10 protein-coding genes are annotated in these 14,094 nt (G+C 44.1%); 8 read left to right on the top strand and 2 right to left on the bottom strand.

Translation table 11 applies throughout. From position 1 onward, the window contains the following. Window positions 1-5: 5 nt before the first annotated feature. From QF049_RS08455 to QF049_RS08430, 6 genes are all read left to right on the top strand, one after another. Entirely contained in the window at window positions 6-1,721 is a 1,716-nt protein-coding gene (locus QF049_RS08455) for a sensor histidine kinase (protein WP_307536515.1), read from the top strand. Window positions 1,722-1,842: 121 nt separating this feature from the next. Further along, a complete protein-coding gene (locus tag QF049_RS08450) occupies window positions 1,843-3,504 on the top strand; it encodes an ABC transporter substrate-binding protein (protein WP_307536513.1) in 1,662 nt (553 codons plus the stop codon). Between the two features lie 42 nt (window positions 3,505-3,546). Beyond that, window positions 3,547-5,223 (top strand): ABC transporter substrate-binding protein, encoded by a 1,677-nt coding sequence (locus QF049_RS08445; protein ID WP_307536510.1) that lies wholly within the window; start codon window positions 3,547-3,549, stop codon window positions 5,221-5,223. Window positions 5,224-5,360: 137 nt separating this feature from the next. Further along, window positions 5,361-6,302 (top strand): ABC transporter permease, encoded by a 942-nt coding sequence (locus QF049_RS08440; protein WP_051153902.1) that lies wholly within the window; start codon window positions 5,361-5,363, stop codon window positions 6,300-6,302. Window positions 6,303-6,317: 15 nt separating this feature from the next. Next, on the top strand, window positions 6,318-7,238 hold the full coding sequence (locus tag QF049_RS08435; RefSeq protein WP_307536508.1) for a carbohydrate ABC transporter permease: 921 nt from the start codon (window positions 6,318-6,320) through the stop codon (window positions 7,236-7,238). 99 nt (window positions 7,239-7,337) lie between these two features. Then, window positions 7,338-9,599, top strand: a complete 2,262-nt coding sequence (locus QF049_RS08430) for a glycoside hydrolase family 3 N-terminal domain-containing protein (RefSeq protein ID WP_307536507.1) — start codon at window positions 7,338-7,340, stop codon at window positions 9,597-9,599. Window positions 9,600-9,690: 91 nt separating this feature from the next. Here QF049_RS08430 and QF049_RS08425 read toward each other — a convergent pair whose 3' ends face one another. Next, window positions 9,691-10,335, bottom strand: coding sequence for a TetR/AcrR family transcriptional regulator (locus QF049_RS08425; protein ID WP_307536505.1), 645 nt, complete (start codon window positions 10,333-10,335; stop codon window positions 9,691-9,693). Then, window positions 10,328-11,530: an MFS transporter gene (locus QF049_RS08420; RefSeq protein ID WP_036671164.1), complete on the bottom strand. Its 1,203-nt coding sequence runs from the start codon at window positions 11,528-11,530 to the stop codon at window positions 10,328-10,330. Before QF049_RS08420 ends, QF049_RS08425 begins: the two co-directional genes overlap by 8 nt. 137 nt (window positions 11,531-11,667) lie before the next feature. Here QF049_RS08420 and QF049_RS08415 point away from each other — a divergent pair, with 137 nt between their 5' ends. Beyond that, on the top strand, window positions 11,668-12,090 hold the full coding sequence (locus tag QF049_RS08415) for a DUF3237 domain-containing protein (RefSeq protein ID WP_307536503.1): 423 nt from the start codon (window positions 11,668-11,670) through the stop codon (window positions 12,088-12,090). A gap of 239 nt (window positions 12,091-12,329) precedes the next feature. Continuing rightward, window positions 12,330-13,910, top strand: coding sequence for a histidine-type phosphatase (locus QF049_RS08410; RefSeq protein WP_307536501.1), 1,581 nt, complete (start codon window positions 12,330-12,332; stop codon window positions 13,908-13,910). The last annotated feature ends 184 nt before the right edge of the window (window positions 13,911-14,094 follow it).

Here is a 14,094-nt window from a genome sequence, read left to right as displayed (position 1 = left end):
ATTACATGAAGCTTCGAGATAAGCTACTGCTCATGTATGTCTTATCTGTGTTTATTCCCATCGTTGTTACCAATGTGGTGTTCTACAATGTCACATCCGCCAATATTCGTAGTCAGAAAACTCGTGATGCCGGCATGGCCTTGAACAATCTGAAGAACGACCTGCGGGTAACCATTGATCAGGGCGTCGGCCTCTCTTATTCGTTATATACTGACCCTGTATTCAACGACACCATCTCCCGTTCATTTCAAAGTCATTTTGAGTACATTGATGCTTATAATTCCTATCTTAAAGGGCAATTCTCCGGTCAAATGAATCAGGGAATTCGCTGGTATCAAGTGTATACCGATAATTCTACCATTTTATCTTCCGGTTATATTGATCGTTTAACTGACGATGTCCGCAACTCGGACTGGTACGTTCAATTTCAGGCATACTCCGCCCCTTATCCGGCACTGATCTCATCGGATCAGATGTTAAGTCTGGTTCAAAGGCTCGACAATCTGGACACTGGGGGGAGAGAGCAGTTACTTAAAATTGACCTGAATATGGATATGATCAAACAGTATTTTCACAACAGCGGATTTGATGGAAAAGTGTACCTTCTTGATCCGGGGGGACACATTCAATTTTCAAATGATCCTACAGCAGAAGATGCTCAGATAGGGAAACGTTACAGCGAGATCCAGTTTCCGAACAAAATGATTCCCTTTGAACTTACGTATACAGGCATTAACTATCTGGAAGGGTGGTCCCTGCAAGGGGTGATGGATGAAGAAATTGTGTTGAAGGAGGTGCGGAAGTCCCGTTCCTTCGTCGTATGGCTGGCTTGCATTAATTTTGTCCTGCCTTCTATTATCATCGCGGCTATGTCCAGAACCATCCATGTCAGGCTGGTGCGCATTCTGAAACATATGAAAAAAGTAAAAACACAGAATTTCCAGACGATTCCGCCTGAAGATGCAAGAGATGAAATAGGTCAACTCACGATGGAATTTAATCGAATGACCGAGACGATCCATAACCTGATTCATGAGGTATATCTCGCTGACATCCAAAAGAAAGACCTGGAGTTAAAGCAGCAGCAAGCACAGCTTCATGCGCTCCATAGTCAGATCAACCCGCATTTTTTGTTTAATACGCTGGAGTCGGTACGTATGCGGAGCCTCATCAAAGGCGAGAGAGAGACTGCCAAAATCGTGCATAACATGGCCAAGATGTTTCGCAAGTCGATTAGTTGGAATCAAAATGATGTGACAGTGAAGGAAGAATTGGAACTCATCGAGAGTTTTTTGCAAATTCAAAAATACCGCTTTGGAGAAAAACTTCAATATACCATTGAGGCAGATCCTGCGGTACTGATGTACCGAATCCCCAAGATGGTTATCCTTCCCTTTGTTGAAAATGCAAGTATTCATGGAATTGAGTCATCTCCGGGTGTAGGTATCATTCAACTCTTCGTTTCAATGGAAAATGACCAGCTCCATATCAGACTAACGGATAACGGTATAGGGATGTCACAACCAAAATTGGAAGAGTTGCTAAGTTACCTGGATCAAAACACCGATATGGGAGAGCATGTTGGCATGAAAAATGCGTATAGTCGCTTAAAACTTTGTTATAAAAATCACTTTACATTCGACATCCAGACATGGGAAGGAGAAGGAACACGTATTCAAATTAAGCTTCCACTTGATCCATCAGCCATACCAGGCGACTAAATATGAGGGATATACTTTTCAAAGTAGGAGGTACACTTTCATGGGTAACTTTGAAAGCGCTATCTTGATATATTGAGAAGGCTTAAAGACACAAACAATACTTTAAGGGGGCATTTGCTACATGTTTAGAAAAAGAAACATTATAACAGGTCTGGCAATTTTACTGGCTGTAACCTTGGCAGGTTGTAATAAAGCCAGCCCGGAAGCCTCTTATCCTGACAGTAATGACAACACCCCGGTCACCTTTAAATATTTCACGTTTGGCGGTGGCAAGAAGGACATTCTGGCAAGCAGCACGACCATTGGCAAGAAGTTACAGGAACAAACAGGCGTTGACTGGAAAATGGAATATCTGGTCGGCGACGGTGCAACCAAGGCGGGTGTAATGATTGCGAGTGGGGATTACCCCGACATCATCGACTCCAGTGGTGAAATGGCCAAGTTGATGGATGCAGGATCCTTTATCCCGCTGGATGAACTGATCGATCAATACGGGCCTAACATCAAGCGAGTATACGGGCCTTATATGGACAAATTCACACAGGAGGATGGAAAGATCTATTTCTTGCCATACACTGCCAACATCGGTTATGTGTCAGAGCCTAATTTTCAGACCGGCTTTTATATTCAGCGTGCTGTGTTAAAAGAGTTCAACTACCCCAAGATCAAAACACTGGACGAATATTTTGACTTGATTGAGCAATACAAGCAAAAGCATCCGCAGATCGATGGAAAAGAAACCATCGGCTTCGCCACACTTGCGGGTGAATCGGGTAGCTTCTTCACCCTGCTAAATCCGGCGATGCATCTGGCAGGTTATCCGAACGATGGCAGTGTGATGGTGGATATGCAGAGCCATGAAGCCAAACTGGTAGCCGGATCTGATTATCAGAAACAATGGATTCAGAAGCTGAGCGAGGTTAACGCACAGGGGATGTTTGATCCCGAATCCTTCACAATGAACCAGGATCAGTATCTCGCCAAGTTGACGTCCGGTCGGGTGCTGGGATATTTCAGTTACTCCTGGCAGGTTGGAGACGCAACGAACAACCTCAAGAAGGCTGGTATTGACGACAAACGTTACGTATCACTACCGATCGTATTTGATGACAGTGTCAAAGACCAGTATGTGGACCCGCCAGGTTTTGTGAACAACTACGGTGTCGGAATTACCGTAAATGCCAAAGATCCTGTGCGAATTATTAAATATTTTGATAATTTGCTCAAGGAAGAAAACCAGATTCTGGTTCAATGGGGTATTGAGGACGAGACGTATAGTGTGAATGATGAGGGTCGTTTTTATTTCAAAAATGATGACCAACGCAAGGCACATGAAGATCCTGAATTAAGTCGTAAGTTCGGCTTTGACTATTTTAATTACAGCTGGCCTCGTTACGGCAATAACTCCGTACTGGAGGATGGCAACGCCTATGGACCAGGCAATCAACCAGAAGTGGCTACCTTTAGTTACACGGACGGTGACAAGCTGTTGTTAGAGAAATATGGTGTGGAGACATTCACAGAACTATTCAGCACACCGGATGAGCGTCCTTGGTCTCCTGCTTGGTCCATTGCATTGGAGCAGGGCTCTCCTGAACAGATTTTCATCACCAAGGCAGAAGATCTCCAGAAGAAATATTTACCCAAAATGATTATGGATTCACCTTCCACTTTCGAGAACACATGGAATGAATATATGAGTCAATTGAATCAACTCGACAAGAAAACGTACGAAGCTACGATAACACAGGCAGTTAAGGATCGTGTAGCTGGCAAATGGTGATTGTAATCCATAAGAGAACACACGGAACGGGGGAATATTCACATGTTAAAACCAAAATTTAGAACAGCAGGTTTAGCTGTATTACTGACAGTTTTGCTGGCTGGGTGCAGTCAGAACAACTCGTCATCATCACCTTCAGCCACAGGTGATGATGAGAACAGTCCAGTCACGTTCTCGTATTACATGTTCTCTCCAGGCAAGAAGGATGCTCTGGCAAGCGAAACAACAATCGGTAAAGCGTTGCAAGAGCAGACGGGTGTGGACTGGAAGATGGAATATCTGGTAGGTGATAGTGCTACAAAAGCCGGTGTCATGATTGCGAGTGGAGACTATCCTGATGTCATTAGCTCCAGTGGTGAGATGTCCAAGTTACTGGATGCCGGTGCCTATATTCCGCTGGATGATCTGATTGAGGAATATGGCCCTAATATCAAAAGGGTATATGGACCATATTTCGATAAAATGAAAAATGCAGAAGACGGAAAAATCTATGCTCTGCCTTATACGGCTAATCAGGGTGAGTATTCAGGTAGTCCAAATGTGGGCGGAGGAGCTTTCTGGATTCAGCGCTCTGTGCTCAAGGAGTTTGACTATCCAAAGATTACTACACTGGATGAATATTTTGATCTGATTCAGGATTACAAGGAAAAACATCCAACTGTCGACGGTGCAGAGACAATCGGATTTGTGTCACTTGCGGGTGTAGCTAATAACTTCTTCACACTGCAAAATCCAGCGATGCATCTTGCCGGTTATCCGAATGATGGCAGTGTCATGGTGGACATGACTACCCATGAGGCAAAAGTCGTCGCGGGAACAGATGCTCAGAAAAAATGGATTCAAAAGTTAAATGAAATCAATGCTCAAGGCATGCTTGATCCGGAATCCTTTACGATGAACAAAGACCAGTATTTGGCCAAGCTGACTTCGGGTCGTGTGTTAGGATACTTCAATTATGGCTGGCAGGTTGGAGACGCATCGAAAAACCTGCTCTCGGCAGGCATTGATGAGAAACGTTATGCACCACTTCCGATTGTGTTTGATGAAGGAATTAAGGATCAGTATGTTGATCCTCCCGGCTTTGTCAACAACTATGCAACAGGTATCTCAGTGAATGCCAAAGACCCTGTTCGTATCATCAAATATTTCGATAATTTGCTGAAGGAAGAGAATCAGGTTCTGGTGCAATGGGGAATCAAGGACGAGACGTACAGTGTGGATGATAAGGGCAGATTTTATTTTGCAAATGAGGATCAACGCAAAGCCCATGATGATCTGGAGCTGAGCCGTAAATTCGGGTTCACCTACTTCGGATCAGACTGGCCGCGATATGGCGGTGAATCTACACTTACCGATGGTAACGCTTATAGCCCTGGCAACCAGCCAGAAGTAGCCGCTGCATCTTATACCGAGGGAGACAAGAAGTTCCTTGAAGCCTACGGAATCCAAACCTTTAGTGAATTATTTAACAAACCGGAAGAGCGGCCATGGTTCCCCGCATGGTCCATCGCTCTTGAGCAAGGATCACCTGAACAGATCTTCACCACCAAATCGGATGATCTGCAACGTAAATACTTACCGGAAATGATTTTGGGAGCACCATCAAATTTTGATAAGTTGTGGGATGCCTACATGGCTGAATTGAACAAATTGGACAAAGCTGGTTATGAAGCGACCATTACCAAAGTTGTGAAGGATCGTGTAGCAGGAAAATGGTAATACAAACACTTTAAAACAAACTGTTACATGCGCAGGAGAAGATGACAGAGCCTAAACTCCGGTTTCTCCTCGCATGAATAACAGCACAGGAAGGGAGCAGGTTCACCGTGGAGAAACCTAATGTCTCCCTTAACTCGATGCCTCCAGCCTCGAGTCCGAAGGGAACCAGAGCACACTCGTTCTTTAAGCGACTTGTGCAGCAACGAACCCTTGCATGGATGTGTATTCCTTTTGTCATCTGGGCTTTTATCTTCAAGTACCTGCCGTTATGGGGATGGACCATGGCTTTTCAGAATTTCAAACCGGCGAGGTCCTTCTCCGATCAGCAGTGGGTAGGCTGGCATCATTTTAGTATCTTGTTTGAGGACAATACCTTCTACCGGGTGCTGCGAAACACTCTCGTTATGAGTTCCATTAAACTGGTGTTGGGATTTGTAACAGCAATTACACTGGCCCTTTTATTGAATGAGCTGAAAAATGTCATATTTAAACGTTTTGTGCAAACCGTCAGTTATCTGCCTCACTTTATCTCGTGGGTTGTTGCTTCCAGCATTGTATTAACAGTCCTGTCACCAGACGGAATTATCAATCTGCTGCTGATGAAGCTTCACCTGATTGACAGTCCGGTACTCTGGATGGGGAAAGGAGAATACTTCTGGGGTATTCTGGGGGCAACTGAGGTCTGGAAAGATGTCGGTTGGAACACCATTATCTATCTGGCAGCGATTACGGCAATTGATCCGGCGCAATATGAGGCTGCCGAGATTGATGGAGCCAGTCGCTTCAAACGGATGTTATATATCACCCTGCCTGGCTTGAAACCGGTTATTGTGATCTTGTTGATCATGAACATGGGAAGTATTCTTGAATCCGGATTCGAACCGCAATATCTGCTGGGTAACGGGATGAATATGGACTATTCAGAGAATCTGGACATCTTTGTACTGAAATATGGATTAGGGATGGGGAACTTTTCCTTAGGTACAGCAGCCGGCATATTCAAAACGGTGGTCAGCTTCATCTTCCTTTTCTCAGCGAACTATATAGCGAAAAAAATGGGAGAGAGCAGACTATTCTAAAAGGAGGCCTATGCCATGCGAAAAGGAAACACATCCCGCTTGCGGAATAACAGCACCGGGGATCGAGCGTTTGACACCATTAACATCATCTTCATGGTATGTCTGATGATTGTGACGATCTATCCCTTTGTTAATATGATTGCCGTATCCTTCAATAATGCAAATGATGCCATTCGGGGTGGAATATATCTTTGGCCTCGTGTATGGACACTGGACAACTACAAATACATTTTTGGCGAATCCGATATTTATCACGCAACTCTGATCTCGGCACTGCGTACGCTTATCGGAACCGTGGTGTCCGTTTTCTGCACAGCCATGCTCGCATATACGGTTAGTCGTCAGGAATTTGTGCTTCGCAAGTTTGTTACGATGTTTTTTGTATTCACCATGTACTTCAGCGGGGGGTTGATCCCCGGTTATCTGCTGATTCGAGATCTTGGATTGATCGGTTCCTTCTGGGTATATATCATTCCGGGTGTAATCGGTGTCTTTAATATGATTGTCATCCGTTCATTTATTGAAGGTCTTCCTGAAGGCATTCTGGAGTCAGCCCGTATTGACGGGGCAGGGGAGTTCACGACATTTATCCACGTTGTCCTGCCGCTAACGATTCCCGCAATGGCAACCGTATCACTCTTTGTAGCTGTGGGACAATGGAATTCCTGGTTCGATGTATTCCTGTACAACTCTTCCAATAAAGAATTAAGCACATTGCAATATGAGTTGATGAAGATTCTGCAAACTTCGACGACCTCAGCGACTTCATCAGCAAGTGATGCTTATCAGTCGGCCGAGAGCAATGCAACGGCGGTCACACCAACCTCGATTCGAGCGACCATGACCATTATTGCAAGTGTTCCTATTCTGATGGTGTATCCGTTCTTACAGAAATACTTTGTACAGGGCATGACAATTGGTGGAGTGAAGGGGTAGTCATGACCTGCATATAACTTCATTTAATTTATGAAAACGCAACAAACTATACCGTATTAGCGTCTATTCATCCATAGAATTGCAACAGGAGTGAAACAAATGCATGTAAAATGGATGACAATTATTGGTGCCGTTGTTGGCTCTATGCTTATAGGGGTGGGAACGGCAGCTGCGGAAGAAACGTTTGTTGATTTAAAGTATTCAAAGTGGGCAGAGGATGGCATCACGTATATGGCGAAACGGGGAACAGTGGCCGGATATGGCAATGGGATCTTTAAGCCAGAGGCACTTGTGACAAGGGCACAAGCTGTCACTTTTATGGTGCGGGAGCTTTATCCAGATCAGCTTCAAAGAGCAGTGGAAGGCACAACTTATTCCGATGTTCCAACTACACACCCTTTCCATCGGGAAATCATGATAGCTGCTAAAAATGGACTTGCGAGTGGTTTTCCTAACGGAACCTTCCGTCCGGACGCACCGCTTAGCCGCGCAGAGACTGCTGCCTTCCTTACACGGGCATATTCACTCGCGGAAGGTAAGAACCCCGCAGAATGGACAGATACGGACAGGCATTGGGCGGCAGCACCCATTCTTATTATGAGTTCAAACGGCTTGGTCGGCGGTTATTCAGATGCCACCTTCCGTCCGAATCAAGCTGTCACGCGTGCTGAATATGCCGTATTTATGGCGAGAGTAATTCGCTTCGAACGTGAAGCGGCTATTCGGACACAAGATTGGGATAAGCTGATATCCTATATGACGGTAAGTGAGCAAGTTGGTCAGATGCTTATGCCCGACATTAGGCAATGGAATGGTAAAGCGACAACGACCGTTAATGAGGGGCTGAAACGCACTATCCATGATCAGGACTTGGGTGGACTCATTCTATTTGACAAAAATATTGCAGACGTGAGGCAGCTTACAACGTTCACACATGATATACAAAGAGAAGCAGGTGACATTCCTCTATTTCTTAGCATCGACCAAGAAGGAGGCGTTATTAAGCGAATACCAGGAGGCACGAACCTTCCCGGTCAGATGGCGCTTGGCGCAACTGGAGATGCAACGCTAGCCGAAGCAGCCGGACAGCTGACAGGGGAGGAGCTGAAGGCACTGGGACTTCAGATCAATTTTGCGCCAGTGTTAGATATCAACAGCAATCCGGATAACCCCATCATTGGTATACGCTCGTTTGGCTCGGAGCCAGATTTGGTGACGCGGCTTGGTCTCGCAACAATACAGGGCTTGCAGCAATCCGGGGTCATGGCGGCAGTGAAGCATTTTCCTGGGCACGGAGATACGAAGGTAGATTCCCATCTGGGTATGCCGGTACTAACTCATAATCGCGAGCGGCTGGATGCTGTAGAATTAAAACCGTTTCGGGCTGCAATTAAAAATGGTGTAGAGATGATTATGACCGCGCATATTGCTTTTCCTGCTATAGACAACGAACATGTCACTTCGCTCAAAGACGGTGAACGTGTGCCGATTCCTGCCACCTTATCGAAAAAGGTACTGACAGGACTTCTTCGCGGAGAGTTGGGATATGAAGGACTCATCGTGTCGGATGCTTTTACCATGAATGCAATTGCGGAGCATTTTGGGGAGAATCAATCGGTAGAGCGCGCCGTTTCCGCAGGTGTTGATATCATTCTTATGCCAAAAGATTCGGCAGCGGCCCATCAAACGCTGGTGAACGCGGTGAACAATGGAACGATCAAGGATGATACCATACATGCATCTGTGAAACGAATCTTGGAGATGAAAGCGAAATATGGTTTATTTGAACGCAGTCAAACTCTTGCGCAAAAGCTAACTCAGCTTAACGATATCATCGGATCGAAGGCGCACCGAGCAGTGGAGCAGACAATCGCAGAGCGAGCGGTCACTGTACTCAGCAGTCGCGAAGGTGTGCTTCCTGATCCAATTAAGCAAGGCGACCGGGTTGTTATTGTCGCAGCCGAGCTGGAACAGGCGAAACAGCTTGAGAAACAACTGTTGCAAGCCGCTAATAACCTGTCGTTAAAAACTGAAATATCACTTGTTGGTCAAGGTAAAATGAATGTAACGCTCCAGGCGATTGGCAAAGCCAATTATGTCATTCTTGCTTCTTACCAATTCCGGAATGTGGCCAGCCAGTTCGGTTGGAGTGAGTATCAAACCTTGATTAATGCGATGAACAAGAGTAATCAGCGATACACGCTGTTCTCACTCGGTAACCCTTACGAAACGATCTATTTGCAAAACGTGCGCTCAGGAATTGCTGTGTATGGAAAGCAGGAGCCAAATACATCTGCCGGGATCAAAGTATTGCTTGGTCAACTGAAAGCTGGAGGACAGTTGCCCGTGCTAACGGATTAACGCTAAATTAATGAAGAAAAAAACGGATTCCAATATACGGAATCCGTTTTTTATTTCAAACTTTTGTTTTATCGATCCATCTACCATGCCATCACTCGGGTATTTCCTCGCTACAAACAAAATGAAGCAGCATCTTCACAAATTGCTCCGTCATTCGCATATCCAATGAATGATCATGAGCAGCACGAATGGTTACCATGCGCTGGAGCATGCCCATCATCGTTGTGAAGATAAACTGAGCCAGATCGAGCGGAGGGGACGGATTCTTAATACTACCGTCAACAACGCCTTGGGATAAAGCGCCCATCAGGAAATGTTTTTCTTTCCCGTTCTGGTTGAACTTATCATACTCTTCTCTTAATTCAGCTCTAAAGTCATACATCTCATAGTTGATATCAAACAATTGAATAAACCTGATGTAGTCTGGATGAACCTGGGCATAAACAACCCATGCATTCAACATGACCTTGAGTTGTTCTCGTCCATTCAAGTCCTTCGTTGATGCACGGCTAACCTCATCCGTTAAATGTTCGATCAGTTGCATCTGAATGGCTAGAAGAAGCTCATCCATAGACTGAAAATGTTTATAAAAGGTCACTCTACTCAGTTCAGCTTTTGTACATACATCCTTAATTTTCACCTGGAGCAATCCATATTTCAAAAAAAGCTCCTTACCTGCTGTAATCAAATCATCACGATGTTTATTTCCCAATTGTTGATGCCAGTTTTCATTCACTTGTATACAATTGTCCTTTCTTCGAACGAAATGCGTTCAAGGTCAGTCCGAGTGAAGCGAGCAGCATAATTGCACCAAAAATATACGGGAAGTTTATGTTTTTGTCAAACAATAGTCCTGCGATCAGCGGCCCAATCACCGTTCCGAGACTGGAAAATGTCGTATTCAGACCGGATGCATAACCTTGCCGATCTCCTGCATTCTTGGATATTAATGTGCTGACCGAAGGTCGCAAAAACGAATTGAAGGCAAAGAATAACGCAGAAGCGAATAACAGAAAGACAAGGTTGACCTTAATTAACATTAACAATAAAGCTATGGGTGTGATTATTAAAGATAGACGGATCAACTTAACTTCACCGATTCTCTGTACAAACCAATCCAAAAGCCAGATCTGCACAACAATACCGATAATCGCCCCCAAGGTAATAATGATGGAGATTGTTGCAGCATCGAATCCGTATTTTTGCTCTGCAAAAAGAGCAAATACCGTCTCATAACTCATGAGACCAAAGGTCATGACAAGCAACACAATCAAGTATTTGAAATAGGGGACTTTAAAAGAACTCCAGATTTTCTTGCCCAAGTGATCTCCTTTTTGAAGACGGATGGAGACCGTTCTTTTCTCGGGGGGAAGTGTCTCAGGCAATAGCAGCGTCATTAGGGCAGCAATCAGTCCCAGACCCGCTGCGAAGAAATAGGGCATGCGAATGCCCATCTCGGCGATGAGACCGCCCAGACCAGGTCCCAGAACCATCCCCAAGTTCATAGCTGCGCCGAAATAGCCCATGCCTTTTGCACGTGTCTCTGGCGTTGTAATATCAGCGACATATGCGAGGTTGGCAGGAACCATTAAACCAAGACTGATTCCACCAATAAACCGTGCGACATAGAGGAACGGCAATGACGTTGACAGCGCAAATATGATATCTGAAATGACAGACAGAAACATACCTGCAATGATCAACTTTTTGCGTCCAAATCGATCAGACAGTTGTCCCCCGAGAGGTGAAAAGAAGAATTGAGCAGCACCGAAGGCTGCAACTAAAAATCCTGCTACTGTGCCTCCCGCATGAAAAAGCTTCAAATACTCCGGCAATATGGGGATGAGCATCCCTTGCCCCAATAAAGCAATAAACAGATTTAACATCAGAATAAACAGTGGAAAGCGAACTGATTTTGGTAATGTACTCATGTACGTCATTAACCCCTTCATTTACAACTTGTTAACCTTTACATTGTGTAAACCATTTTAAATGATTTGAAGGAAATATGTAAATCTTTTTTTTAGTGAGTAGAGGTATAATTGAATTCATATGGAGGTGGGAACACGTGAAATTAGAGGAATTGTTTACGGTGCATGTGAACATTGAGAAATCATTTGATTTGCAAAATAGCGAAGATGATTCGGTTGTTATGATTACTTTTACAGGCAGCGTAACCGGAAAGTACTTTGAGGGAATTGTGCTGGGTGGAGGAGTGGATACGCAGATTATCGGGAAGAATGGTGGTCCGCATACTCTATCGGCAAGATACATGCTCCAAGGGACCGACAACACAGGTCATTCCTGCAAAATTTATATCGAAAATAACGGAAATATTGATAAAACGCTGAAAACTGCTTTATTTCGTACTTCCCCCAAAATGATTACAGACAGCAAAGCCTTATCCTTCTTGAACCGTGAGACACTTGTTGGAGAAGGTCATCCGACGGAGTCAGGGATAGATATAAAAATATATAGAAAACCGCTGTAATGCGGGGCAAATAGCAATTATCTTTTTATTGTATGGCAGAGAAGATATCTTTTTATAACGAGAAGTCAGAGTCGCTAAGGAGCGGCTCTTTTTGTCGTATGAGATTTTACGTCAATATTTATATGTATTCTTTTACAATTAATTAACATAGGATGGATACGGCGCAGACACTTCTCACCTATAGTATGATGAGCGAAAATAAACCAATATCAGGCGGAATAAGGAGAAAACTATTCATTATGATGATCAAAAAAATCGGGATTTCAGTAGCATCACTCGCCATCTTAACGTCTGTAAGTGTGTTTGACGTATATGGCGCAGGCTCCAAACGCATGATCGAAGTGTCCGAACAATCAGCTAATGTGGTTGTGAACGGACAAAGGGTGGAAGGCGAATCATTTCTCTACAATGGGGTCACTTATGTACCTGCAAGAGCGATTGGTGAAGCCTTGGGGCAAGAGGTAGACTGGGATAACAACACCCAATCGGTGTTTGTTGGACAAAAAATGAACGATCAGCAGGGATACCGCGGTACCAAAACGCCATATCCTTTTAAGGAAACAAGTTATACAAAAGCTCCTATTGGATATGAACCCATATTTATTAACTACATAGGGAGACATGGTTCCAGACATCTATCCAGTTCCAAGTACGACAAGACGTTATTTGAACTGCTCGACATCGCTGAAAAGGACGGGCAGATCACTAATTTGGGCAAAGAGCTGAAGAAGGAAATTGGCAATCTGATGAAGGTTGAAAAAGATCATTATGGATTGTTATCCACTACGGGTGGAGAAGAACTGAAAGCAATAGGGGCCAGAGTTGGGCAGAATTTCAAAGAACTTTTTACATCGGATAAAAAAGTGATTGCACAAGCAACCTTCAAAGATCGAACGCCGCAGAGCAGAGATCAGTTTATTGACGGGTTAAAGGAAAGCTTGGGAAATAATAAGGTAGACATTCTGGCTTCAGCCTTTGAAGAAGGGAAAGACCCCTATCTACGGCCCTACGACTTGGCTACGAAGTATAACGAGTACGTAGAAGATGGAGACTGGGTTAAGTTATACGAGGATTATGTCACACAGAACACTGGAACGCGTTATGCAAAAGAGGTCCTTTTGCAATTTTTCTCTGAAGACTTTTATCAGAGATTGAATTCTGGAGAGTTTGAATTGAAGGATGAGAAAGGAAAAGTGAAGCTCAGCAACCCAACCGAGGCTGCTTCTAATCTATATGAACTCTACATCATTTCTTCGAATATTAAAGGAGAAGGTGACTTCGAATTCGGGCGATATTTCACGGCTAATCAGTTGAAATGGTACGAGAGTATTGACAATATCAATGATTTCTATGAAAAAGGTCCATCCTTAACGTCAACGGATCTGCCGCAGAATATCATTGCACCTCTGGTAAAAGAATTGATTGTGTCTACCGACCAGTCCATTCAGCAAAAAGACACGGCTGGTATATTTCGTTTTGCTCACGCAGAAACCATCATTCCACTATCTTCATTCCTGGATATCGCCGGAGCTAATGTGAGTATCGACAAACCACAGGACGTGACCCAAAACTGGAATGGCTCGGTTATCTCACCGATGGGAGCAAATATCCAATGGATTCTGTATTCCAATGGTAAGGATGTTCTCGTGAAAATGCTTAGAAATGAAGAAGAGATCGCCTTCCCGATCGAAACAAAGACCTATCCGTACTATAAATGGGAAGATGTGAAAACATATTACCAAAACAAACTGCAGAAGGTAGGCGTAAGCTTGGACAGCAGTTTGGAAGACAATATCGAGATTTTGCAGAAGAAATTCTAATCGATTGAACGATATGCATTTTATATGAAAATAAAGACGAAGATGAAGAAAGCAACTCCTTTTCATGGGGCTGCTTTCTTTTTTTGCATTTTGAATGAAATGGACCAGTAAAAAAATCCTAAAACAAAATGTGACCAAATGCCGTCCGTAAGAGTGTTAGAGGTATAAAGGAGGGCATAACAAC

It is taken from the genome of Paenibacillus sp. W4I10 (assembly GCF_030816325.1).
Lineage (GTDB): Bacteria > Bacillota > Bacilli > Paenibacillales > Paenibacillaceae > Paenibacillus > Paenibacillus amylolyticus_B.
This window is presented reverse-complemented; position numbering and strand designations above follow the sequence as displayed.